The organism is Pontibacter toksunensis, assembly GCF_042686245.1.
GTDB classification, from domain to species: Bacteria; Bacteroidota; Bacteroidia; order Cytophagales; family Hymenobacteraceae; genus Pontibacter; species Pontibacter toksunensis.
The window spans coordinates 1-24,252 of the sequence record NZ_JBHUOX010000042.1; the positions used below are offsets into that span (position 1 = coordinate 1).

Here is a 24,252-nt window from a genome sequence, read left to right on the forward strand (position 1 = left end):
ACTACCTTCATACTGTGGCAGTAGGGGCAGTTTACCTGGATAGTTATCTCGCACATAACTTTCAACTAACACCCTTGCTGCCATACTTATTCCAACATCATACATTCTAGACCACAGCCTAATATTTATATATGTTTTTAGGGAGGTAGGTGGGAAATTAAAATTGGATGCTTTTTTAGACTATATTGCGTCACTATCAAGCATCTTTATATGAAACTAAGTTTAGCCAAAGGGTTACTCATGCTCTGTGCCATTGTACTCATGGCTTCCTGCACCAGTTCTAAAAAGCAGCCCTCCAAAATAGGGAAAGTTGTCATTCTGCAGGACGGCAAGGCGGCCGGGAAAGACAATGGTCTTCACAAGGGCTGGTACAAGAATCCAAACAACCCCCATCATCCCCGCACTACAAACCCCGGGCATACAAAGGCAGCTAAAGGCAAGCCTGCTAAGGGAGGTAAGCCTGCAAAAGGCAAAAAGAAGTAATTTTCATTTAAATCTAAAGGGAGCACCAAAGGCTGCAACGCAGGTTTTGGTGCTCTTTTTCTTTGTTAAGAGTTATTATTTGGCTTTTCCTGATAAAATTTAATACTTTTATTTTCGTTTTGCGTTCAGTTTCTCTGAAAGTCATACAAACAAAGAGTATAGAATCTATGAACATTTCTAAGCAGTTCCTGATGGTGTTGGTGGTGGCGTTGTTAACTTTTTCCTGCTCGCCCCTCAGAGGAAGAAAAGCAATAGTAGTAAATGATGATGGCCGAAGCATGCGCTTTGACAATGGCCGTGCAGAAGGCAACACTAAAAAGTGGAACAGCACCAGGAGTTTGGGCAAACAGCAAAAAAAGAGAAACAAATCTTTTAAAAAGAGAAGAAGAAACTAATACAGATTGCACCGCCAGTAAAAGTTACAGTGGCTAGTTTCAGGTACAGGGGTGCCTTGTATTGCACCCTTCGGCTGCTGCTGCCGTATAAGCGCATATGGCAAAAGAAAATATGCGCTATACCCGCACTCCGCAAACGGAGCGGCTGAAATGGGTGGATTACATGGCGCGTTTAATGGACAATCAGTTTAAGTTTCCTGGTACCAATTTCCGCTTCGGTCTAGACCCTATTCTGGGTTTAGTGCCTGTTGCCGGTGATTTGGCTTCTTTTGCCATGTCAGCCACCATCATACTGACCCTGGCCCGCCACGGAGCCAGCGGAAAGCTGGTGGTGCTCATGCTTATTAATCTTGCCATAGATACCGTAGTAGGTAGTATCCCTATCCTGGGAAGTATTTTTGACTTTGCTTTCAAGGCGAACGAACGTAATGTACGGCTACTGCGCCGCCACTATGAAGAAGGAAAGTACCAGGGCAGCGGCAAGGGTATACTGATAGGTGCTATAGTAGGTATTGTGATAGTGCTGATGCTCCTTCTCTGGGCCATGTGGGAACTGGTAGAGTGGCTGTATCACCTGATTTTTTAAACCAGCACCCGGCCCAGCGAACGGGCTAACTCTATCGCTTTCAGGGCGCTTTCTTCCTTGTCCTTTATTTCCAGCATAATGTCCATATCCAAGCCTTCGGTTTCAGTTAAGAAGTCGTGGAACAGCTGCTCCTGTATGCTCTGCACGTGCTTGCCTTTGCGCTCGTTTGGTGCCTGCGAAGAGTAATCCATCATCAGGATGCCGTCCCGCTCCGAATGCCAGGTGCTGGCGGCCATCTGCACAGCCTCGCGCATTGGCTCCCCGTTGTTTATACATTCGTGGTGAAAGTTATCAAAAATAATAGGCATGCCTGTTTCCTCGTGCAGCTGCAGGCAGTCCTGCAGCGAATAAGTGCGGTCGTCATTCTCCACGCAGAGGCGGACCTTTACTGCTTCCGGCAGCTGTGTATGGTATACCTCGGCAAAACGCTGTATAGCGGCAGGCTTGTCGCCATAGGCACCACCACCGTGTATCTGTAGTTTTGCTGTTGAGTCGAGGCCCATCAAATCCAGAATACTCCCCTGGTACACGAGCTCTGCCACGCTATTCTTTACCGTCTGTTCGTTAGGCGAGTTGAGTACCACAAACTGGTCGGGGTGCATCGAAATGCGCATATTGTTGTTTCTGATGTAGTTGCCCAGCCTCCGGAATGTCATCTTGAAGTGCTCCTGCCAGTTATACTGGTTTACCTCATGCGAGGCAAAGGGTACCAAGTCAGACGAGAGCCGGAAAAAGAACAGGCCGTGCTGCACGTTGTACTCCAGAATACGGTGCAGGCAGGCGAGGTTCTGCTCCACTATGTCAATCAGGCGCTCCTCAGAGTAGGAGGCAAGTCGAAAGGTGCGGGAGGAGGTACAGTCAAGAGATTGATTTACGCAGGGGTATCCGATTTTCATGCAATGTAGATTAGCTATACACATAACCTACGAAACATGCGCTTGTTTAGCTGCCCTTAAAGGTAACCGGTGTTCTCCTGAAAGAACCGGTTGTAGTTGCGTCTTGCCTTTTCTGCCCGTTCTTTTTGCTCCTGTATCAGGGGTTCCTTCTCACGCTTCTCCTCCTCTTTCTCTTTGGGTGCCTTGTGCAGGATGCGGGGTTGCACCCCCTCAGTACGAAGGGCTGCTTCATTCTATCCCGGGCCTCAGTCGCCTCAGACAACTGTGACGAATGATTGGGCCTCTGGTCCAGTAGGGTTAAAAACCCGACATCATTTTTAAGCAAAAGTTTAAAAATTGTGCCAGTAAAAGTAAAATGAAACGGCCCTGCCTCAGCACGGAGTGAAACAGATTCCAGTCTTTGGGTTGAGCCCCTACCCCCAAGACGAGGCCTCTCGGCCTAGAGAGCTAAGACAGATAAAATGAAACAGTAGGTTAATTGCCAGTGGATAAACTGTAGCTACGGTAGCTTCGCCAGCAATACATATCATCTTTCTGAAAGTTAGAAGATGCCATAAAATCTGGTACAGGAGAAATGATGAATACAAATAAAAAAGCCTGCTATCATAGCAGGCTTCATGTTATTCGTATCCCCTGTTGTCTTTAAAAAAGCGGTTGTAATCCTCTTCTTCTTTTCTCTTTCGCTCCATCTCCTCCTTTTGTTTCATCTCTTCTACTTTGCGACGCTCTTTGCCCTCCTTGGAGAACATGTCGTACATCAGGCCGATGGGGCTTGCAATGGTAGGGGCAGGCGCTGGCGGTGGGGGAGGTGGCTCCAGTCCTGGTATATACCCGGGCCTTTTGGTTTGGCTGGCCTGCTCCCGTTTCATATTGCGCAATGCCCTGTCTATCATTTCCTGCGAAGGGCGGCTGGTTACCTCTACTTCACCTAACATGACACTGTCTTCCTGCAGCACTATATTTACGCGCAGTTCCGAAACCGGCAGCTTGCTGGGCAGGTACAAAAGCGGCTTGAACCCAACAGCGCGAATAATCAGTGTGTCGTTCTGCGTCACATCAATTTTAAACTGCCCCTGATCATCTGAGAGCACACCCAGGTTAGTATTCACCTTCACGATGGTAGCCCCTGGTATAGGCGTCTTACGGTCTGACTCCAGCACTGTACCGCTCAGCCTGATGGCCTTTTGCGCGTGCGCGGGCAGGCAGCACAAGAGCAGGAATGCAAAAATGAAAAGGAGTGAGTGTCGGAGCATGAATGTGTTAAAACCGTAGCAGCGGTTGGATGTTTAATTAATACGACTGAGGTGGCCAAAAAGTATGCCAGCCTTATAAAATCAAAAAACGGCAGACGCTGCAGCCGTATAAAAGTAAACCAAAAACACTAATTCAACAAAAGCCTGCAGCAACTGGTGCTACAGGCTTTTGTCTTATGGTACTGGCTCACCGGCAAGGGGGTCGCTTACATTTCAGAGCCAGTCGTGTTGTTCCTTCTTTGTGTCATCTGGTTATACTTTGACCGGTTCTGCTCATACTTTCGGTACTGATCCTGGTCCAGTATTTTCCTGATGCGTTCGTCTGCTTCTGTATCCAGGCGCTGGCGATCAGTATCGTTGAGTTGGGTTTGTCCTTTTTCTTCCAGGGCGCGCTGCATTTCGCTGAGCTGGGCGCTGCGGTCGTAGTAAACCCGCACAATCTCTGATGCCAGGTTTGCGTCGACACCTAAGTCTGTAACGAGCTGATTGTTTAATTCTTCTTCGCTAAAGCCGTACATTTGGTCTGCTTCAGGGCTTGAAGGTGGCACTCCACCAGGCTCTCTGTCGCCATACCCCCTGATGTGAGAAGGATCCACGTTCTCATCGGCGTTTGAATCCTCCACTTCTGTGGTGGTGCCAGTGTCTTCGGTGCAGGAGGTAGCGGTAAATAGAATGGTGCTCAAGGCAAACATGGAATATAGTATCTTCTTCATTTTTTCTTTTTGTCAGATTAATAATCGTGCACCACTTTCCAGGTACCCTTTGTTTTACGAACCGCACCTAAACTGGTTAAGGACTTTGGCGCTGTAATGCATTTTCTGAGTGCCAGAAGTATATTTCAGGAAGCTTTACAAGGGCGTGTGCAGGAGAGGCCGGTTTATGCTTTTCACATCATTTTAACAATTTCATGAAGTTCAGCAGCCTGTTAACAGCAACGGCAGCCAACAAGGCTGCCGTTGCTGTTAATCTCTATATCTGTTAAGCTGTCCTTAGTTCAAAAACAGTTATTTCCGGTAAAAATCCGACACGGCCCGGATAGCCTAAGAAGCCAAGACCCGTATTCACGTACAGGTGCTGGCGGCCTTTTTTATAGAGGCCCGACCATTGCTCGTACACATACTGCACAGGGCTCCACTTCCAGCCCGGAATATTTACGCCGAACTGCATGCCGTGCGTGTGCCCTGCAAGTGTCAGGTCAATGTCATCATACTTCTTGTTAATCTCGCCATCCCAGTGCGAAGGGTCGTGGGATAGAAGCACCCTGAACGGAGAATCCTCTGTTCCTTTGTAAGCCTGCTCCAGTCGGCCATATTTTGGAAAGCCGGCGCGGTTGCCCCAGTTCTCCACACCTAATACGGCTATTTTTTCCCCGCCTCTCTCTATAATGCGGTTCTCGTTCATGAGAATCTGCCAGCCCATTTTACCATGGCTTTCAATGAGGTTCTGAAGGTTTTGCCGCTTCGCCTCAGCACTTGGCCAGGCTACATAATCGCCATAGTCGTGGTTGCCCAATACGGAGAACACTCCGGCCTTCGCCTTTATTTCTTTCAGCGTATCTATGTGCTGCTGCACCTCCACGGCTATGTTGTTCACAAGGTCCCCGGTAAAGAAGACCAAGTCTGCCTCCTGCTGGTTTATCAGTTTCACGGCCTCTTTCAAAGGCTCCGTAGAAGTAAAGCTGCCGGTGTGCAAATCCGATATCTGCAGCATCTTATAGCCGTCAAAGGCTTTTGGCAGGTTTGGTAAACGAAGTGTCACGCGCTTCACCTGGTAATCATAGGCCCCTTTCACCATGCCGTAGATAAAAGCTGTAAAAGGCACAGCTGCTGCTAAAAGGCCCAACTGGTTCAGGAACTTGTTGCGCGAAGGGTCGAAGTCTGTCGTGCCGTTGGCGTTGTTAAGCACAATCTTGCCTATGCGCACAGCGTCATCCACAAACAGGAACAGCACCACTACCAGCTTGGAGGCAAAAATGATGAAAAGCGTGCTTGCCAAGTAAGTCTTGATGGCGTTAGGAGGAGTTCCACGTGTGGCAGAAGCCAGTGCAAAGGTGCCTGCCGTTATGGCAAAAATAGCCCAGTGCAAAAAGTATATGACCTTTTGTGCCGTGGGAGAAAGGTTCTGTGTCACAGTTTTTATTGCCTGAAACACATACAGGTCCACCACGAAAAGGAGCAATACTACAATTCCAATAGAAATCATACGTCTCATATAGAAAGAAAACCGCATTTTATGGCTCTCGCCGCCGCGGTTTAACATTAAAACAATTAGGATTTATATAATATTAGTCTGTGCTGAACTTATTTATGGAAATTGTTCTTTCACTGACATCTCCTGACTATCAAAATCTATACCGCAAGTGGAAGAAACCGAAAGCGTTTTCATAGCACCTTACCAACAGCCGCTTAACATCAAAACCTGGGCAGAGGAAGATCGCCCCCGCGAGAAACTTTTACTTAAAGGCAAGGCCGCACTCAGCGATGCGGAGCTAATTGCCATCTTAATTGGTTCCGGCACGGCGAAGTTGACGGCGGTAGACGTAGCCAAACTCATTCTTTCGGCTGTAGGCAATGACCTGAACGAGTTAGCCAAACTGACAGTGAAGGACTTGACAAAGCACAAGGGAATAGGGGAGGCCAAAGCCATCTCTATTGTCAGTGCGCTGGAGCTGGGCCGCCGCCGCAAGGAAACCGCAACTGCTGCCAGGACCCGTATTACCTGCTCCACTGATATCTACAATTACATGAAGCCGCAGTTGCTTGACCTGCCCCACGAGGAGTTCTGGATTATCCTGCTCAACAGGGCTAACGTGGTGATGAAGAAGGAGAGCATCTCTTCCGGCGGTGTAGCCGGCACGGTGGCAGACCCAAAAATGATTTTCAAGAAAGCGCTGGAGCAACTAGCCAGTTCCATTATTTTGGTGCACAACCACCCCAGCGGCAACACCAAGCCCAGCGCTGCCGATATTTCCCTGACCAAAAAGATGAAAGAAGCCGGCCAGTTCCTCGATCTCCCTGTCCTCGACCATATCATCTTTACCGACAGCGACTACTATAGCTTTGCAGATGAGGGAGATTTGTGAGTTAGAAAGTTTGGGAGTTAGAGAGTTTAGGAGTTAAGAATTTAAAGTTTCATTTATGAGTGAGGTGAGGTTGAGTAATTTTGCTTTTGGAGTGGAGTTTAAGATACGGACGAAGGCTTTTGCATTGCGTGTCATAAGGCTATTTCAGATGCTGCCAGTTAAAGCGGAGGCGCAAATATTAGGAAAGCAGTTGCTTCGCGCATCAACATCCGTTGCGGCAAATTATCGCGCGGCCTGCCGTGCGAGATCTGCTGCGGAATTTACCGCTAAAATTGGTATTGCCCTGGAAGAGGCAGACGAGGCGCTCTTCTGGCTAGAGATGCTGGAAGAGTCTCAGATTATAAAAGCGGAGCTACTGATAAGACTGAAACAGGAAGCCGATGAAATTACAGCTATACTCACCACTATCAGAAAGTCATCTGTTAAGAAAAATAACTCCTAAACTCTCTAATTCTTAAACTCCCAAACTCACAACTCCTCCAGTATCTCTTTCACTCTTCCTACTTCGCCGGTTTCCAGCCTTACTTTTATGCCGTGCGGATGCGTGGGGGAGTTGGTGAGGATTTTCTCCACATATCCTTCTGTCAGGTCTCCGGTACGCTGGTCCTCTTTCAGCACGATGTTAACGCGCAGGCCAGGTTTGATGTTTGAGCGTTTTGTTCCGTCCATTTTCAAGGTATAGTATAGCAATGATGGGTAAATGACTGGTTTGGTGTATTCTGCAGCACCTATGTCTGGCTGTTGGGTTTGAGCCAAAGGATTCCTGAAAAAATCGTGTGTAGCAGGTGGTGCCGGTACTGCTTCCTGCAGGTTTACTCCTTTGTTGATAAGAGGAGAATGCGCCTCCAGCCGGTATGCTGTCAGCTTCGACAGGTCCAGTGGGTAACCAAGCGTTTTGCCTTGGCCTGGTGCCTTCAGGCCAGGGTCTGCTTCCAGCACAAGCATCTCCTCCTCGTTTTGCATCAGTTGAAAACTTTCTTTGAAGGCAACGAGGCTTGTAAACACTTTGTCACCCCACTGAATTACAGGTTCGCTGTTCTGGCTGTAGAAGAAGTTGTTGCTGAACGCCAGTTGGTTCGTCGTGTCAGTGGCTTCTATGAGCATAGCTCCGTTGACAGTGTAAAAGATGTTGTTGTAAAAGAAAATATTGCGGTGGTTGCCACTCATAATACGGAGCCCGCCTCCGGAAGGAACCGCCTTTCTATCAGCGTAGATGGTGTTGTTGTGTACCAACAGGCTTTGATTCCCACCATTGTTGTTTGCGCCAGCCACCCATAATGTGATTCCCTTGTAGTTGTTTTTTCTGCCGTCGTTCTCTGATATATTATACCGCACCACGTTGTTAAACATAGGCCTGGCCCATTCAAACTGCGCCACCAGGTAGCCGGGGCCATCGTTGTCGTGGGAGTAGTTGTACTGCATCACAGAGTTTGTTACGCCGCCATCCAGGTCAAAGCCGCCGCCGTCGCAGCCGCTGCCGGCACTCATGTTATAGGCTTCGTTAAACTGAATGGTCACATTGTTGGCATCCCAGGCCCAGATACCAACCGGGCCACCACAATGCTTGTTGTTCATGCCGGAAGTATGCACCACGCAATGCTCAACGGTGGCGGTGTCCACATCAGAGAGTACAATGCCGCTTCCGCTATGGGTGTCCGGAAGGGGCAGGCCAAACACCCGGTATACATGGCAGTTGCCTACATAAATGTTCTGGTGAGAATAGCCCTTCTTTTTCTGGTCGAAGCGGCTCCAACTCTTAATGCCCTCTGAGCCTATATCATGTACAATGGCGCGTGTAATCCGGACATTGCGATAGCCACTGTTGCCGTTATTGCTTCCGATGGAGATGCCCGCCTTCCTGAAACCCTGTACCTCCACATCATCGATGAACACATGCTGCAGCTTTACATTTCCCGGAAGATCGTTGTAGAAAAGAATGCCGTGGTCTTTGTTTGTGGCATAGCCGCTGCCTGTAAAGGCCAGGCGCTGTATCTCCACGCCACCAACATTATAGACGTAAAGGCCATAGCTGGTATCTGCCGCTATCACGGCTTTGCCTGCGCCCCAGGAGGTAATAACGATAGGTGTGGCAGATGTGCCGGTTGTGTCTAAATTTCCTATATGGAAGTAGATGTTACCGGTAAAAGTAACGCCTCCTTCAAAAAGAACCGTATCGCCGGCACTAAACTTCGTGCTGTTTACTTTACTGATGCTGCGCCAGGGCAGGTCTTTGCTAAGGCCACTGTTGGCATCCTTGCCCGAACTGCTGATGTAGTAGCTCTTAGCGTTCCCGGATAATGGTAGGGCGAGCAGCAACAGGTACAAGACACATCTCAGGTGCATAAAGAACTGCTGGTTACTGAACGGTTACAATGTTGAGGTACTCTTCATCAAACGTCCAGCGGGAGGGGGAGGTGACATCATAACCCGTTACCTCTACTTTACTTATCTGGCGGAGGTCTGCCAGCAGCAGTTCCGGATCAGGCACATGCCTGCCGTCTATAGCAATTGTTAGCTTTTTTGCCTGCTCCGTTACGTTGAAGTGTTTAAGGACTTCCGCTAACCTTGCCAGGGGCACCGCCTCTTTCAATTCCATCACAACTACTCCATCTTTGCCCTTCCTGCCAAACTTTTCTACTGCCTTATCTCCTTTGTAAACTTTTATACTTTGAATTTCCTCCTTGTCGAGAATCAGGGCTTCCATGGTGGTTTCCTTTGCGTCTATCACTACCAAAGGGCGTGCAACTGTAGTAGTGACATGCACATTTTGTGACGCTGGTGGGAAAAACTGAGGCTCTGATCCCTGTGCCTGTATGGTGAGGCAGCAGGTTAGCAAAAGGAGGGTAAGGGCTAAACGGGTTTTCATAAGTGAAGTTTACTGTTTCTTTAGTTGCTGCTCGTCCTTCATAGCTGCTCTATTTTGTTCTTGTTCGTTCTCATACTTTATGTACAGGAAGATGGCTATGACGCCTGTTATGAGCCCCGATAGTATTAGGTGCAGCCCTAAATAATTGTCGGAAAGGCCTAAAATACGCACCACGGCTCCGCATACTACCAAAACGGCGGCAATCTTATAAAGCAGCTTCTCAACGTGTCTGTCTTTCATCAACCCAATGTTTAGTTAAACAACAGCACTATACTTTGTGCCCAGCACTGTAGCTAAGGCACAAAGTATAGTGAAAAATTTAAGTAATCTATGGAAAAGATTATACTGGTGCCAGTGTGGCAGGTTGCCCTAACTCGATTTTTGCACCCAGCACGTCTAAAAAGGCACGAATGAATTTAGGGTGCCCGGGCCAGGCAGGAGAGGTGACAAGGTTTTCATCTACTACTGCCTCCGTCGCCTCCACTGGCACATATGTGCCACCTGCCAGTCCTATTTCAGGGCCAACAGCAGGATAAGCCGTCAGCCGGCGACCTTCTACCACACGGGCAGCCGTCAGTATCTGGATGGCGTGGCAAACAGCGGCTAAGGGTTTGTTATGCTCAGCAAAGTATTTCACTAGGTCAAGCACCTGCTGGTTCAGGCGGAGGTACTCCGGGGCACGGCCTCCGGCAATCACCAATCCCTCATAGTCGGCAGGGTTTATGTCTGAGAAAGAGTAAGTGAGTTGGAAGTTATGGCCAGGCTTCTCAGTATACGTCTGATCGCCTTCAAAATCGTGAATGGCTGTTTTGATGAAGTCGCCTTTCTTTTTGTTGGGGCATACAGCATGTACCTCATAGCCCACCATCAGGAGCATCTGAAAAGGCACCATTGTTTCGTAATCTTCGGCAAAATCACCTGTCAGAAACAGGATTTTCTTTGTGCTTTCCATAGTATTTTATGTTTAGTATATAGCTGATAGGCAACACCCCACGCCATGCCTGCAGGCGCGTTGCCTGAAGCAAGGTAGGTAAAATGCTGTAGAAAGTACAGTTTATCGCGTTGGAATTCAGTTAGATGAAGTGGCTGCTGTAGCTGGTGCCAGCTACAGCAGCCTGTAAATTTACTCCTGTAGCGCTTCCAGGTCAGACACGTGCAGGCTGCGCAGCATGGATGTCTTTTTGTGCTGATGCTCCTGCATGCGCACCATAATGTCGTGCAGCAGCTCAACAGCCTGTACTACATGTGGCCCCTTATTGAGCATCACGCAGTCGGCACGCTGGGCCATGGCAGCATCCGTTATCTCAGCCCGAGACGGGCGGCCTTTCTTGGCGAGTGTTTCCAGCACCTGCGTCGCCCACACCACTGGTATATGCGCCGCTTCACAGAGCCACAGAATCTCTTCCTGAACCTCTGCCAGCCGCAGGAACCCACATTCCACCGCCAGATCGCCGCGGGCAATCATGATGCCTGCCGGGTAACGCTTCATGGAGGCCAGCAGCAGGTGAGGCAAGTTCCGGAAGCCCTCTTTTGTCTCTATTTTCAGCATCACGCTCACGTTATCTGCCTGCAGTTCGTCTAGCTCGTGGTGCAGTGCCTCCACATCTTCCACATAGTTCACGAACGAGAAGTTAACGATATCAGCGTGTCTGGCCACAAACTTCAGGTCCTGCTTGTCTTTCTCCGTCATGCCGTTTAGCCGGATTTTGCTTTCAGGCAGGTTGATGCCTTTGTCGTCACGCAGTTTACTGCCGGTGGGGCTGGCATACGTAATCTTCACCACAATAGCATTCTTGTTTACTTCCTGTATCTGCCCTTCAATCTTGCCGTCGTCAAACAGGATAGGCTGTCCTTCTTTTACCTGTGAGAAAACTTCAGGCAGCGTACAGGAGATATGAGCCGGCTGCACCACGTGTCCCTGGTCATCGTACAACGCAGGCTCCCCAGGAATGAGCTCCCGCGTAAGTACCAGCAGGTTGTCTTTTTTTAGGATGATAGGTGCAAAAGTAGGGGGAAGTTCACCCACCTCTGTTGTGCGTGTTGCTACTGACTTATTTTTGATGCGCAGCTTCATACCGGTAGTGATGTACGAGCTCTTGAAGAGGTGCGCAATAACGCCGTTAGACTGCTTCTTCAGGACAGAAAACGAACGCTTGCGGCTACGGGTGTCAGTAAAGAATATCTTGTCGTTTTCCTGCAACTGTGCCATCCACTCGGCCGGCACTGGCAGCCAGGCGTCCATGTTTGCAGGCGGGGGGGCATCAGGTGGTGCTAGCCAAATGTTAGCTGCCTCTGTGGTTTGGCCCAGATTATTTTGCATAGGGCGGATAGTGACAAGTTTTGGGCCTTCCTTCAAAGGACCCGTGCGCAGTTTTGGCCCCATCAGGTCCATCAATACCTTACACTCAATACCGGTTTCTTCGGAGGCCTTATGAATGAGCTGCACCATTTGGAGCCACACCTTTTCATTATCATGGGCGCAGTTAATGCGGGCACAGTTCATCCCCGCCTTTAGCAGGCGCAGCAGCAAATCGTAATCTTCGGCCGCCTCACTAGGCAGCGTCACCATAATGCGGGTACTGCGCTTTTCCGGGTGTGGCCCTAGCAAAGCCTCTGTATTGGCATCGAGCAGCACCCCGTTTTCATGGAAGGACACCGCAAGGTGCTTCTCGGTAGGAGTGCAGGCCGTGAGGTGGCATAGTTGGTTGCGCACAGCCTGCAGGCTTGCCAGCACATGCCCCTCCGCACGCCCCAGCGACGATAATCCCAACTGAGACAGGTTCTCCTGCAGGTTCCGCATATCGTGCTTCCGCAACGAGAGGTAATGCAGCAGGTTCTGGGCGCTTTTCCTGAAATTAGGATGTACTTTTTCTACTGCAGGGGAGAATTTCTGTTCTAATGCTACTGCCTCTTCGTGCAGGGAGTCTATTTGGTTTATCAGCTCTTCCAGCTGGTTATCGTCTTGCTGCATGTTGCTATTGATTTTGTATAGGCTTACAAACTGAGGATTTGATACTTAGGTTGTGCTACAAAATCAAATTAACTTAAAATATTTATTTCTATAATGAGATAATTAAAATTTATTTTCTGAGACAACAACGAACTATTAAGCTACACTTTGAGTAGCTTTTGTTTTCCTATACCTGGTTAGATTTCGATAGACTCAGTAATGATGAGTTGTTGGAATTGCAACAATAGGAGTGTAAGCTGCAGCATATAAACAGCCAGAACAAATCGGACACATTTTAGTCTTGTATCTGATTTGTTCTGGCTGTTTCCAGATTTATTTCTTTACATAAAAAGGGATGTTGGCGGTAGCCACATTGTCGTTGCCATCATACACATACACAAACAAGCGGTAAGCTCCTTCCTTTGCAGGTGCTTTTAACTTCGCCTTTCCTTCTCCCGACTCAGACACACGTTTAGGTATAGCAGCTGGCCTGTTTTCACGGTCACCGCCTTCTTTCAAATCAGTACTTTCGTGCAGGAGCTCGTACCGGTACGTCAGCTTATCCTCATCCGGGTCACTGACTTCTGCGGTTACTTTGTAGCTTTTGTTAGGCTTCAGGTAAATGTTGTCTGTTGCTTTCTGCTCGTCTATCTCAAATGCGCTCAGGTGCGGAGCGCGGTTCTCTGGCCATTTGCCTGTCCAGAGGTAGTGCATCACATCTATCACTTCAGACTCTTTGCCGTCTTCTGTAAACAAGCCGTACCAGGTGGGCGTGCGTTCCTGCTTCTGGCCCCACAAAAATACATAAGAGCCTAAATTTTTATCCTTATCGGCTAGCATAGAAGCTTCGTAGCGGCTTTTGTACACTTCGGCTTTCTGACTGCTGGTTTCCTCTACCGATGCACCCCAGGGTGTTTGTGGGCCTTCCCAGTGGCCTGTTGGTCCCCATTCTGTAATCATATAAGGTCCTTCCCAGCCGTATTCGCGCACCCGCTTCGGTACGTCAGGTAAACCGCCGTAGGCATTTACCGCCAGTATATCCAGCTCCGGTACTTTTTCTTTAATGTAGTCCACCTCCATTTTGTTGATGCCAGCCAGCATGGTGCTAGTCGGGTGGTTGGGGTCTACTTCATGAATCATCTTCGCAATGTCATTCACTGCATCCCACACCAGCGGATTTGTGTAGTTCAGGTTCAGTTCATTACCGATGCCCCAAACCAGCAAAGCGGGGTGGTCTTTGTACTTCATTACCTCTTTCCGTAGTTCCGCCAGTTGCTGAGCTACGGCCTCTGAATCATCGTAATCGAAACCGTGGCGCTCGCGGCCAACTTCCAATCCCATCGTCACGGTTAAACCATGCTTGTGCGCCTCGTCCAGAATCTCCTGAGCGTTGTCGGTGCTCCAGGTGCGGATAGAGTTGCCGCCATATGCTGCCAGCTTATCTAAATACCGGGTGCCGCCCGCGCCTTTTATGTAATAGGGCTTTCCTCCCCTGTAAAGCTGGTAGCCCCCGTTTTCCTTTCGCACTTCTACTTTCACTGCTTGCTGCGTGGTTACTTTCATCTTCTCCGTTGCTACATTTTTTTCAGATGGACTTGCTGCACTGCCAGATGCAGCATGCAGAGAGGAAACAACAAGCAGGAAGGTAAGGGTTATGGGAATAGAATTCATCATGTTAATGATAATGTCTTTTTAAGAGAAACAAGTATCAGGCCACAGAACTGGACTACATTTCGTCCTCGTAAAATTCGATAAGAGCACCAAAGTAGCTGTTGTTCCAGCCTTCTACCATGTCTTCATAGGCTTCATCCGGAATGTTGGTATGCCGGAGTTCTGCCGAAGTACCATACTTGTGCGGGTGCAGCTTGATAGTAACGATAGACGCCTCCTCCTGGTCACCGAAATACCACTGCTGCACAATTTTCTTCCCCTCCTCAAACTCCAGGTTTTTGCCTACTATGCTGCCGTCCCAAAGCGAAAACTCCGTACCCGGTTCCGCTGACATTTCTGCTTTGTCGCTTGTCCAGGCCTGTATAGTGAGTGGGTGCGTGAGGGCGAGGTATACTTCTTCCGGAGCTGCGGGTATGATGTAGTATTTCTTGAAGTCTTTCATGGTTTATGAGTAGGAGTTTGGGCAAAGGTATGAGTTTGTAAGGAGTGTTGGTAGAAGGTACTGCCAGCGTAGGAGTAAAAGTTTTAATGTGGTTGTGTCTGATATTGCTACCATTCTTGTTGTGCCTTTATCTGACGTTTCAACGTAATTTCATCCTTCTTGGTGTTTCCTAATAATCCATAACTATGCTGCTTTTTTGCTTGCTGGTGTAAATACACAGCAAAGGCAGGATATTTTGCCATTATCAAACTAAGCAGGTTCTACACTTATTGGTGTATAGGAACCGCTACTATAATTTTCCTTTACACCCTCACCAAAAAATTCCGACCTTTGTATAAAACACTTATTGAACCTAATGAAACGACCCTTAAGGCTGATCATATTTGCTGGCATCGCGTTGGTGCTCTTTTACTTTGTACAGCAAACCTTCTTTAACGAAGACAACTACACAAAGCCGCTGTTAAAAGAACGGGAAGACAAAGACCTGTCGTTCCGGAGCCGCTCCAACAGCCCCTTCACAGACGAAGGCCGCCGCACCTTCAAAAACTTGGTGTATTACGAGCCGGACCCGGAGTACCGCATAAAGGCGGAGGTAGAGCAACTGCCGCAGCAGGATACCCTGCTCATACCTATGACTGACGGCAGCGAAGAAGCCTACATCCGTTATGCCATCGCCTCCTTCCAGGTGGAGGGCCAGCAGCAGCGCCTGACGCTGTTTAAGAAGGCTAACATAGCGGCAGACGAGGAGGAGCAACTGTTTGTGCCTTTCACCGATAGAACCAACGGCTATGATACCTACGGCGGCGGTCGCTACCTGGACATCCCTTTCGAAGAGGATGCAAAGACAGTGGTGCTGGACTTTAACCGCGCCTACAGCCCTTTCTGCGCCTATAACCCAGATTATGTATGCCCGGTGCCGCCAAAGGATAACCGCCTGGACATTGCCATTCCGGCAGGAGAGAAGACGTACGAAGGGGAGCATTAAAAGCCAGATGTAGAAATCAGGCGTCAGGTGTTAGATGAAAAGTTCTCTGGACTGAGTTCTACTTCAACAGGATAGTTATCCTGTTAAGGCATGGGCTGCACAGTATGTATAAAATATCATCCTCTAATCTAACATCCTGCGTCCAGCATCTAACATCTAAAAAAATCTCTTAATTTTGAAGAACATAGGCTTCCGGTGCGGGGCTTAGTAATAAAAGTAACAAAGAAACAACATGCTGATTTCATTCGACTGGCTGAAACAACTGATTCACATAGATAAAGACGCGGAGGCGGTAGGTGCTTTGCTCACAGGCGCAGGCTTAGAGGTAGAGGGCATCGAAACGTTTGACGTGGTGCAGGGAGGCCTGGAGGGTATTGTGCTGGGCGAGGTGCTGACCTGTGAACCTCACCCGGATGCAGACCGTCTGCGCATTACAACGGTAGACATTGGCAACGGCACGCCGAGCCAGATTGTGTGCGGTGCGCCAAACGTGGCTGCCGGACAGCGCGTGGTGGTGGCTACTATCAACAGTACCTTGTACCCGACGGGAGGAGAACCCTTCAAAATCAAGAAGTCCAAGATTCGTGGCGCTGCCTCAGAAGGAATGATCTGTGCCGAAGATGAAATCGGAATTGGTGCTTCACATGCCGGTATCATGGTACTGGATACGGATTTGCCAAACGGTACCCCAGCCGCTGAGTTTTTCGGCCTGGGTTCTGATAAGGTATTTGAAATAGGACTGACGCCGAACCGTGCTGATGCTGCGTCGCATTACGGTGTAGCCCGCGACCTGCAGGCATTAACAGATGCCAAAGCTGTACTACCTTCTGTAGAAGACTTCAAAGTAAACAACACCTCCCGCCCTGTTGCAGTGGAGGTGGAGAATACGGAGGCTTGCCCGCGTTATGCTGGTGTAACCGTGTCTGGCTTAAAGGTTGGGCCATCCCCGGAGTGGATGCAGAAACGTCTGCGGGCTATTGGCCTGTCGCAAATAAACAATGTGGTGGACGTGACCAATTATGTGCTGCACGAGCTAGGTCAGCCGCTGCATGCCTTCGATGCCGATAAAATAAAAGGAAATAAAATTGTAGTAAAAACCGTGGCCGAAGGCACCACCTTCAAAACGCTGGATGGTGTGGAGCGCAAGCTACAGGCAACCGACCTGATGATTTGTGACCCAGAAGGCCCGATGGCAATTGGTGGCGTATTCGGAGGTGTGGAGTCCGGTGTGTCAGACGAAACAACCAACATCTTCATTGAGAGTGCCTACTTCTCCCCGGATTGGGTGCGTCGCACCGGTATGACCCATGGTCTGAAGACCGATGCTTCTTTCCGATTCGAGCGTGGCACAGACCCGAACATGGTACTGCATGCCTTGAAACGCGCGGCGCTGCTGATGCAGGAGGTAGCCGGTGGTGAGGTGTCTTCTGACATTGTGGATGTATACCCTGCGCCAATCGAGAACAAGATCATCACGCTTAGCATAGCGCGTGCACATACGCTGATTGGGCAACACGTAGGCGCAGAACGTATCAAAACCATCATGACCGATTTAGGCGTGGAGGTGACCGGAGAAACAGAAGAGTTCATCCAGTTTTCTGTGCCGCCATTCAAGGTAGATGTGACCCGGGAAGCCGATGTAGTGGAAGAAATTCTGCGTATCTACGGCTTCAACAACATCGAGATGTCGGAGGACCTGGCAACGACTTACCTAGCCAAGTTCCCGAAACCATACGCCGAGAACGTAACGGAAGCCATCTCAAACTACATTGCAGATAATGGTTTCCATGAGATCATCACTAACTCCATTACCAACTCTAACTACTATGGCCCGGCTGGAGAAGCAGAGGTAGCAGGCCTGGTGCGGGTAATCAACTATAACTCCGAAGACCTGGACGTGCTGCGCAAGAGCATGGTGTTCTCCGGCCTGGAAGTGCTGCGCCGCAACATCAACCGCCGCCAGCGCGACCTGAAGTTGTTTGAACTAGGCAAGGTATACGAGAAGCTGGAGAATGGTAGTACCAAAGAGAGCCGCAAGTTGGCCCTGTACATGGCCGGCAACGTGGCTGCCGAAAGCTGGAAGCAGCCAAGTAACAAATCTATTTTCCACGATTTGGCAGGTGTGGTGCAGAATGTGCTGCGCAAACTAAACGCCGGCGATTTTGAGGTGCAGCCACTGCAGCCGAACAGCTACATGCGCCAGGGCATTGCCTATTTGAAAAACGGTATTGTAATAGCGGAGCTTGGTCCGCTGGATGCGGGTGTGGCCCGCTACATGGAAGTGAAGGAGCAGGTGTGGTATGCGGAGCTGAATTGGGACTACCTCCTGAAGAAGTATAAAGACAACCTGGTAGCCGAAGAGCTGCCTAAATTCCCGGAGGTGCGCCGCGACCTGTCGCTCGTACTCGACAGAAACGTTACCTTCGACCAGATCAGGCACATCGCCTTCCGGACAGAGCGCAAACTGCTGCAGGACGTGAACGTGTTCGATGTATACGAGGGAGACAAGATAGCCGCAGGCAAGAAAGCCTACGCTATCAGCTTCACGTTGCTGGACAAACAGCAAACCCTGACCGATAAGGTGATAGATTCTACCATGAATCGCCTGATGCAACAATTTGAGAAACAGTTGGGAGCTTTTATCAGAAAATAGTGTTATGGCGAAGGAAAAGCAGTTACAGCAACTCCAGCATATTGAAGACAAGTTGCGCAAACTTGTTACCCGCTACACCGAGGTGCAGCAGAAACTAAACAATGCCCAGGAAGAAATTAAATTTCTGGAAGGTTTGGTCGACGAGAAGGAGCAACAAATAAAAAATTTTCAAAATCAGGAGAATATTGTTAAAATTGTAAATACGATAGCAGGAAACCCTGCAAATTCGACAGAGTTAAAGCTCAAGCTGAACGAATATATCAGAGAAATTGATAAGTGTATCGCTTATCTACAGGACTGAGCACCAACATGCAATGGACCAACAGGGCCCAAAGCTATGAAAGCACCTGAGAAAGCACAGCCCTTAAAACGCAACGGATGGGAGAATTAGCTATAAAGATTCGCATCGCTGAACGCGAGTATCCGATGCGGGTAAAAGAGGAAGAAGAAGAAAGAATCAGAGTTGTCGGAAAGATTCTGAATGAGCGCCTGCGCTTTTTCAAAGATCAGTTCGGCTTGCAGGACAAGCAGGATCTGCTCGCATTGGTTGCCTTTGAAACGATGGTAGACAAGGTGAAACTGGAGGAGGAGAAAAACTCCCACGGGGCAGACATCGGACAACAACTCAGCGTTCTGGAAGAACTCTTATCATCAGTACATGTGAAGTAGGTACTTTAGCCATCTAGGCCAGCTGCTTCGATTTCGTTAGGACTACAGTCATACCCTGTCCCTTTGCAGGCACTGCTATATGTTTTTATTCACTATAAAAGCTTAATAGTTATGCCCGATATCCTTTACATTTTATTAACAGCCGTTGTTGCGCTCGCTGTGGGCGTATTCATAGGGCGCGCCATGCTGCAGAAGGTCTATAGGCAGCAGGAGGAAGATGCACGCCAGAAGGCGAAGAGCATCATCCGTGAGGCCGAGCTTAATGCCGAGAGCATTAAGAAAGACCGTATCCTGGAGGCCAAGGAGAAATACCTGAAGCTGAAGTCTGAATTCGATGAGGAGATGAACAAGAAAAAGAACATCATCATCCAGAACGAAAACAAAGTAAAGCAGCGTGAGCAACTGGCTCAAAAGCAACTGGAGCAGACTAAGCGACTCGAAACAGAGCTTGAAAAGGAGCGTGAAGTTGTAGCAGGGCAGTTGGACAAGGAAAGAGCGCAGATGAATGCCCAGCTCGACAAAGAGAAAGAGCACCTGAACACACAGCTGGAGCAGCTTAAAAAGCGCAAAGATGAAGTAGAGGCGAAGCACAACGAGATTGTAGGCCAGCTGGAGAAAATAGCAGGACTTACTGCCTCTGAGGCGCGTGAGCAACTGGTAGAGGCGCTGAAGAGCGAAGCGCAGACACAGGCTTCTTCCCACATTAAAGACATTGTGGCGCAAGCGAAGCTTACGGCTACAAAAGAAGCCAAGAAGATTGTTATCGAAACAATTCAGCGTACTGCTGCAGAGCATGCCATTGAGAACTGCGTGTCGGTGTTCAATATCGAGAGCGACGACATCAAAGGTAAAATCATCGGTCGTGAGGGCCGTAACATACGTGCTTTAGAGGCTGCCACTGGCGTAGAGATCATTGTGGACGATACTCCTGAGGCTATCATTATCTCTGGTTTTGACCCGGTTCGCCGCGAGATTGCCCGTCTTTCGTTGCACCGCCTCGTAGCAGACGGCCGTATTCACCCGGCCCGCATTGAGGAGGTTGTTTCCAAGACCCGCAAAAACATTGAAGAAGAGATTGTAGAGATCGGTGAGCGTACCGCTATCGACCTAGGCATACACGGACTACACCCTGAGCTGATTAAGATGGTGGGCCGTATGCGTTTCCGCTCGTCTTATGGACAGAACCTGCTGCAGCACTCCCGTGAAGTTGCCAACCTGTGCGCCACCATGGCAGCTGAGCTAGGCTTGAACGTGAAACACGCGAAACGTGCCGGTCTGCTACACGATATAGGTAAGGTAACCCCGGATGAGCCGGAACTGCCGCATGCTATTATCGGTATGGAGCTGGCTAAGAAATACAAGGAGCATCCGGATGTTTGCAACGCTATCGGAGCCCACCACGATGAGGTAGAAATGACCGCCATGGTGTCTCCGCTGGTGCAGGCCTGCGACGCCATCTCCGGTTCAAGACCAGGTGCCCGCCGCGAAATCATGGAGTCTTACATCAAGCGTCTGAAAGAGCTGGAAGAAACAGCTGTTTCGTTTGAAGGTGTAAATCAGTGCTACGCCATACAGGCTGGCCGTGAGTTGCGTGTAATGGTAGATGCAGACAATGTATCCGATGAAAAAGCATCCCAGATTTCTTACGACATCTCTCAGAAAATTGAGAAAGAGATGCAGTATCCTGGACAGATTAAAATCACAGTTATCCGCGAAATGCGTGCCATCAGCTACGCTAAGTAGTATTGTTGTAGATTAAGGGAAACCGCCTGCTACTTTTGTGGCAGGCGGTTTCGTTTTATACTTTTTTCCTGATGTTCCTTCCATAGCCTATCTAGCTTTTGTGACTTCCTAAGCTGCTGTAGATTCAGCTTATCCAGCGACTCATTAGCGGCCTTTTCCATCTTGTCTTCCTATGCTCTCAAGGCCGAGTGGCCTCGTCTTTGGGCATCGCGCTGGGAGTTTTTCTGCGCCAAGGCGCTGCCGCTCACGCGGCACCGAAAAATCTCCAAAGGCGCTCAACCCAAAGACTGAAAACACTTTCACTTCGTGCTGGCAGATTTCAGTAGTAACAAGTAAAGCCTTAACAATGGAAAAAGCCTTGGGCGAACAGAAAAAGCAGACTCCCCTCCTTAGACAAGGGGGGAGGGGTGGTTGGACCTGGTTAAGCAAAAAAAGGAACAAGGATGTCCGAAACAGCAGCTTTATAGAATACGTGAGGAAGACTGTTTTGAGCAGCTTCTACACCAATCCAAGCAACTCCGAAGCGGCAGCAAACGCTGACTTCTTTCCTTCTTTTACCTGCGCCGCAACATCAGGAAGCTGTGCTTTTACCTGCTGGTGATTGTAGAAATGCTCTTCCAGGCCCTGGCGGATAGCCTCATACATCCACTGCAGGTTCTGGTCACGCCGCTTTTGCTCAAAGTAGCCGTTGCTGCGTGTGAGCTGCAGGTATTCAGATATAGTTTGCCAGATAGTATTGAGACCGGTTTGCTGCTGGAGGGCAGAGCAGGTGCTGACATGTGGCAGCCAGCCCGAGGCTGCTCTCGGGTAAAGATGCAGAGCATTCTGGTATTCGGCGCGTGCCACTTTGGCTTTGTCCTTATTGCTGCCATCTGCCTTGGTGATAGCGATGGCGTCAGCCATTTCCATGATGCCGCGCTTGATGCCCTGCAGTTCATCACCGGCACCGGCCAGCATCAGTAGCAGGAAAAAGTCCACCATGGCATGCACCGCCGTTTCTGATTGGCCTACACCCACTGTTTCGACGAAGATAGTGTCGAAACCGGCAGCTTCGCACAGGATAATGGATTCGCGGGTGCTTCTGGTAACACCACCCAGCGATTTGCCTGCCGGAGAAGGTCGTATAAAAGCTTGGGGATTTGTCGCCAGCGTATCCATACGGGTTTTATCTCCCAATATGCTGCCGCCGGAGCGTTGGCTGGTTGGATCTATGGCCAGTACGGCCAGCTTCTTTTGCTGCTGCTGAATCAGGTAGATGCCAAAGGCTTCTATGAACGTGCTCTTTCCTACACCCGGTACACCTGTAATGCCTATCCGAACAGAATTGCCAGCATGCGGTAGCACCTGGCTGATCACCTCCTGCGCCAACTCGTGGTCTGAATGGAGTTTGCTTTCCACCAGCGTGATGGCGCGGCTCAGCATTACCCTGTCACCAGCCAAAATGCCTGCTACATACTTTTCTGCACTAAATCGCTTGGCCAAGAGCGTCGGGTTTATAGGTTCAGTAATTGAGTGTCCTGTGCAAATTAAAAATTAATGCGTGAAGCACCATAGTGTAGGGTGCTACATCAGCCTCCTTACGACAAAAGCTCTGTACTTGCTGCTTACTTGCAGCACCTTTATAATATGTACTTAAAGATGAATCAGGCTTTTCTGTTTTGTCATCCTGTAAAGGATCTTGTGAGTTAACTACATGTAATAAACAAGATCCTTTACAGGATGACAGGTACAATATACCCTCTCTTGATTTTTAACAAGGGAATACTCCACCTGCTTTCAAAATGAGCAAAAAAGGAAAGCCAACCTACAGGAGGCGGCTTTTCTAATGTAATAAATCTTACGTTCTTGCTCTATAATACTGTTATAGACCCTGCGGGAAATTAGGTAGCCCTAAGTCGCTTTTGCGCCCAACCAGGTGAAATCCATCATCGGTATACATGCCATCTCTGGCTTTCTCATTCGGGTTAGTGATGACGCCGAGGTAAGTACTGTCTTTACGGGCTACATAAATTTTCCCGTCCGGACCTATCTGGAGTGCACCAACTCTGGGGCTGGCAGAAGTACCTACTACCACTGCTGAGTTAGCAATTGCGTCACCGTTTCCTGCTGTCAAATCGAACTGAATGATCTGCGCTTTACCACCGCCTTTGCCATTGGCGGTGCCATATAGCTTGGTGCCATCCGGTGAAAACAATACACCATAGGCCTCTTCATATCCCTTCAGCAATCTGGGGTTTGAAATTTCTCCTGTGCTGCGGTCGAAGTCCAGTATTTCGAAATTACTCGAGGCATCCCAAAGAGCTGACGCCAGCTTTGTACCGTCCGGAGAAGGAACCAGATAGCCGATGGCCTTACTGTTCGGACCACCATGTACGGCCCCTACATTGCTTAAAACAGGCTGCACGCTCACACCATCCGCCGACACATGAAAGGCCATGTATCCGTTGCTGTTCCAACGGTGGGCAATAACCCACCAGTCTCTGTTGTTGCTGTGGCGCACGGCAGTTAGTTTTTCTGTGGCCGGGGCAATCATGAAATTGTTTCTAGAGATGATGTCTCCATTCCCTTCCTGTTTGGTCATGTCTACCACCGAGTAGCGCAGGCCATTGGATTGTGCCTGTATATCGGTGGTGAAGATGTAGTAGGTACTCTCGTTGCCAGGTTTAGGGATGATAAGTGCTGACTGTGTAGAGGATTTGCCGCCCATCAAACCGTTGCCGTTGGGCATTACACGGTGGTCACGGTTCCAGACCGTGATGCCGTTGGTGTAAAGGAGCAGGTTTCCGTCTTTATCAGACAAGGTAGCGCTGCCTTCTTCCGTGAATATCCGGCTATGTGTAACAGCTTTGGCCGTATCATTGGAAAATGTGATGCCAGCGCCTTTGCCAAAGTACCAGTTGCTGCGCTCGCCTTGTGCAAAGGCTGTAAAGCAGCCTGCAAAGAGTACTACTGCCGCTGTGATATGTTTAAGTGAGATCATATGCGCATGATTTGTTCTACAAACGATGCATTTGCAAACGTAGTGCCAACTGTGTTCAAGATTTGTAAACCTGAACAGACGAGGCTAAAACGAGGTAGATAAAGCTATTGAAAGCAAAAGAGACGCAAAGTGTTGTGTCTCTGCATTACCGTGTTATTCTGAATTATTATCGCTGCAGCGCAGCAGCCTCCTGCTGGGCGGGTTGAAGTAGTTCAGGGTGCAGGCTAAGCAGCTTGAGCAGTACACCGTTGGTCCAGCCGAAGCCGTCCTGGTTTGGGTATTCACCGCCTCCCGCTTCTAAGGTAACATCCTCTACATTGTATTTTTGGCTGTGGTCTAGAATGTATGATGTTGGAATAAGTATGGCAGCAAGGGTGTTAGTTGGAAGTTATGTGCGAGATAACTATCCAGGTAAACTGCCCCTACTGCCACAGTATGAAGGTAGTCAAAAACGGCGTAAAGCGCACGGGTAGGCAGAATTTTCTGTGCCGTGCTTGTGGTAAGCAGTTCCAGTGCGTGTACCAGAAGGCAGGCTGCCGGCCGGAGGCCAAACAACTGGTGCTGCGCATGCTGGTGCGAAACTCCGGTATCCGGGACA

26 protein-coding genes and 1 pseudogene are annotated in these 24,252 nt (G+C 49.2%); 11 read left to right on the plus strand and 16 right to left on the minus strand.

The window, feature by feature from the left end:
* Positions 1-210 precede the first annotated feature (210 nt).
* From ACFS7Z_RS25735 to ACFS7Z_RS25745, 3 genes are all read left to right on the plus strand, one after another.
* Positions 211-483: a hypothetical protein gene (locus tag ACFS7Z_RS25735; RefSeq protein WP_377491797.1), complete on the plus strand. Its 273-nt coding sequence runs from the start codon at positions 211-213 to the stop codon at positions 481-483.
* Positions 484-650: 167 nt separating this feature from the next.
* Positions 651-878 carry a hypothetical protein gene (locus ACFS7Z_RS25740; protein ID WP_377491800.1) on the plus strand — a complete coding sequence of 76 codons (228 nt, stop codon included), beginning with the start codon at positions 651-653 and terminating at the stop codon, positions 876-878.
* A 97-nt stretch (positions 879-975) separates the two neighbouring features.
* Positions 976-1,464, plus strand: a complete 489-nt coding sequence (locus ACFS7Z_RS25745) for a DUF4112 domain-containing protein (protein WP_377491803.1) — start codon at positions 976-978, stop codon at positions 1,462-1,464.
* On the opposite strand, the gene uvsE is transcribed toward ACFS7Z_RS25745, so the two are convergent.
* The 5 genes from uvsE to ACFS7Z_RS25770 all read right to left on the minus strand — a co-directional run bounded on the left by uvsE (position 1,461) and on the right by ACFS7Z_RS25770 (position 5,815).
* Positions 1,461-2,360: a UV DNA damage repair endonuclease UvsE gene (uvsE, locus tag ACFS7Z_RS25750; RefSeq protein ID WP_377491806.1), complete on the minus strand. Its 900-nt coding sequence runs from the start codon at positions 2,358-2,360 to the stop codon at positions 1,461-1,463. The two genes, ACFS7Z_RS25745 and uvsE, sit on opposite strands and share 4 nt — an antisense overlap.
* A 56-nt stretch (positions 2,361-2,416) precedes the next feature.
* Positions 2,417-2,566 (minus strand): hypothetical protein, encoded by a 150-nt coding sequence (locus tag ACFS7Z_RS25755; protein ID WP_377491809.1) that lies wholly within the window; start codon positions 2,564-2,566, stop codon positions 2,417-2,419.
* A 414-nt stretch (positions 2,567-2,980) separates the two neighbouring features.
* Positions 2,981-3,613 (minus strand): carboxypeptidase-like regulatory domain-containing protein, encoded by a 633-nt coding sequence (locus tag ACFS7Z_RS25760; RefSeq protein ID WP_377491812.1) that lies wholly within the window; start codon positions 3,611-3,613, stop codon positions 2,981-2,983.
* 206 nt (positions 3,614-3,819) lie between these two features.
* Positions 3,820-4,326 (minus strand): hypothetical protein, encoded by a 507-nt coding sequence (locus ACFS7Z_RS25765; RefSeq protein WP_377491815.1) that lies wholly within the window; start codon positions 4,324-4,326, stop codon positions 3,820-3,822.
* Between the two features lie 265 nt (positions 4,327-4,591).
* Complete coding sequence (locus tag ACFS7Z_RS25770) at positions 4,592-5,815, minus strand: metallophosphoesterase (RefSeq protein ID WP_377491818.1); 1,224 nt, start codon at positions 5,813-5,815, stop codon at positions 4,592-4,594.
* A gap of 157 nt (positions 5,816-5,972) precedes the next feature.
* On the opposite strand from ACFS7Z_RS25770, the gene radC reads away from it, so the two are divergent.
* Positions 5,973-6,695, plus strand: coding sequence for a RadC family protein (gene radC, locus ACFS7Z_RS25775; RefSeq protein WP_377491821.1), 723 nt, complete (start codon positions 5,973-5,975; stop codon positions 6,693-6,695).
* Positions 6,696-6,750: 55 nt separating this feature from the next.
* Positions 6,751-7,137, plus strand: a complete 387-nt coding sequence (locus ACFS7Z_RS25780; protein WP_377491824.1) for a four helix bundle protein — start codon at positions 6,751-6,753, stop codon at positions 7,135-7,137.
* A 26-nt stretch (positions 7,138-7,163) separates the two neighbouring features.
* Here the strand turns inward: ACFS7Z_RS25780 and ACFS7Z_RS25785 are convergent, their stop codons facing one another.
* From ACFS7Z_RS25785 to ACFS7Z_RS25820, 8 genes are all read right to left on the minus strand, one after another.
* Positions 7,164-7,364 (minus strand): YwbE family protein, encoded by a 201-nt coding sequence (locus ACFS7Z_RS25785; RefSeq protein ID WP_377491872.1) that lies wholly within the window; start codon positions 7,362-7,364, stop codon positions 7,164-7,166.
* A 1,687-nt stretch (positions 7,365-9,051) separates the two neighbouring features.
* Positions 9,052-9,561, minus strand: a complete 510-nt coding sequence (locus ACFS7Z_RS25790) for a hypothetical protein (protein WP_377491827.1) — start codon at positions 9,559-9,561, stop codon at positions 9,052-9,054.
* Between the two features lie 9 nt (positions 9,562-9,570).
* Positions 9,571-9,801: a hypothetical protein gene (locus ACFS7Z_RS25795; RefSeq protein WP_377491830.1), complete on the minus strand. Its 231-nt coding sequence runs from the start codon at positions 9,799-9,801 to the stop codon at positions 9,571-9,573.
* A 100-nt stretch (positions 9,802-9,901) separates the two neighbouring features.
* Positions 9,902-10,513, minus strand: coding sequence for a DJ-1/PfpI family protein (locus ACFS7Z_RS25800; RefSeq protein ID WP_377491833.1), 612 nt, complete (start codon positions 10,511-10,513; stop codon positions 9,902-9,904).
* Positions 10,514-10,684: 171 nt separating this feature from the next.
* Positions 10,685-12,532 (minus strand): pyruvate kinase, encoded by a 1,848-nt coding sequence (locus ACFS7Z_RS25805; protein ID WP_377491836.1) that lies wholly within the window; start codon positions 12,530-12,532, stop codon positions 10,685-10,687.
* Between the two features lie 312 nt (positions 12,533-12,844).
* Positions 12,845-14,185 (minus strand): glycoside hydrolase family 2 TIM barrel-domain containing protein, encoded by a 1,341-nt coding sequence (locus tag ACFS7Z_RS25810; RefSeq protein ID WP_377491839.1) that lies wholly within the window; start codon positions 14,183-14,185, stop codon positions 12,845-12,847.
* A 52-nt stretch (positions 14,186-14,237) separates the two neighbouring features.
* Positions 14,238-14,624: an SRPBCC domain-containing protein gene (locus ACFS7Z_RS25815; RefSeq protein ID WP_377491842.1), complete on the minus strand. Its 387-nt coding sequence runs from the start codon at positions 14,622-14,624 to the stop codon at positions 14,238-14,240.
* Between the two features lie 107 nt (positions 14,625-14,731).
* The gene (locus ACFS7Z_RS25820) at positions 14,732-14,866 is read right to left on the minus strand and encodes a hypothetical protein (RefSeq protein WP_377491845.1); all 135 of its coding nucleotides are present in this window, start codon (positions 14,864-14,866) and stop codon (positions 14,732-14,734) included.
* A gap of 113 nt (positions 14,867-14,979) precedes the next feature.
* Between ACFS7Z_RS25820 and ACFS7Z_RS25825 the strand changes: the two genes are divergently transcribed.
* The 5 genes from ACFS7Z_RS25825 (at position 14,980) to rny (ending at position 20,674) form a co-directional block, all read left to right on the plus strand.
* Positions 14,980-15,609 carry a DUF1684 domain-containing protein gene (locus tag ACFS7Z_RS25825; protein WP_377491848.1) on the plus strand — a complete coding sequence of 210 codons (630 nt, stop codon included), beginning with the start codon at positions 14,980-14,982 and terminating at the stop codon, positions 15,607-15,609.
* 232 nt (positions 15,610-15,841) lie between these two features.
* The gene (gene pheT, locus ACFS7Z_RS25830) at positions 15,842-18,262 is read left to right on the plus strand and encodes a phenylalanine--tRNA ligase subunit beta (protein WP_377491851.1); all 2,421 of its coding nucleotides are present in this window, start codon (positions 15,842-15,844) and stop codon (positions 18,260-18,262) included.
* 4 nt (positions 18,263-18,266) lie between these two features.
* Positions 18,267-18,563: a hypothetical protein gene (locus ACFS7Z_RS25835; RefSeq protein ID WP_377491854.1), complete on the plus strand. Its 297-nt coding sequence runs from the start codon at positions 18,267-18,269 to the stop codon at positions 18,561-18,563.
* A 77-nt stretch (positions 18,564-18,640) separates the two neighbouring features.
* Entirely contained in the window at positions 18,641-18,931 is a 291-nt protein-coding gene (locus tag ACFS7Z_RS25840; RefSeq protein WP_377491857.1) for a cell division protein ZapA, read from the plus strand.
* A gap of 111 nt (positions 18,932-19,042) precedes the next feature.
* Entirely contained in the window at positions 19,043-20,674 is a 1,632-nt protein-coding gene (gene rny / locus ACFS7Z_RS25845) for a ribonuclease Y (protein WP_377491860.1), read from the plus strand.
* Positions 20,675-21,172: 498 nt separating this feature from the next.
* On the opposite strand, the gene meaB is transcribed toward rny, so the two are convergent.
* From meaB to ACFS7Z_RS25860, 3 genes and pseudogenes are all read right to left on the minus strand, one after another.
* Positions 21,173-22,156, minus strand: a complete 984-nt coding sequence (meaB, locus tag ACFS7Z_RS25850) for a methylmalonyl Co-A mutase-associated GTPase MeaB (RefSeq protein WP_377491863.1) — start codon at positions 22,154-22,156, stop codon at positions 21,173-21,175.
* Positions 22,157-22,535: 379 nt separating this feature from the next.
* Positions 22,536-23,654: a hypothetical protein gene (locus ACFS7Z_RS25855; protein ID WP_377491866.1), complete on the minus strand. Its 1,119-nt coding sequence runs from the start codon at positions 23,652-23,654 to the stop codon at positions 22,536-22,538.
* A gap of 166 nt (positions 23,655-23,820) precedes the next feature.
* A pseudogene (locus tag ACFS7Z_RS25860) lies at positions 23,821-23,982 on the minus strand (trehalase family glycosidase); the annotation flags it as partial.
* A 62-nt stretch (positions 23,983-24,044) separates the two neighbouring features.
* Between ACFS7Z_RS25860 and ACFS7Z_RS25865 the strand changes: the two are divergent.
* Positions 24,045-24,252 (plus strand): transposase-like zinc-binding domain-containing protein (locus ACFS7Z_RS25865; protein ID WP_377491869.1); only part of this gene is annotated, 208 nt, incomplete at its 3' end.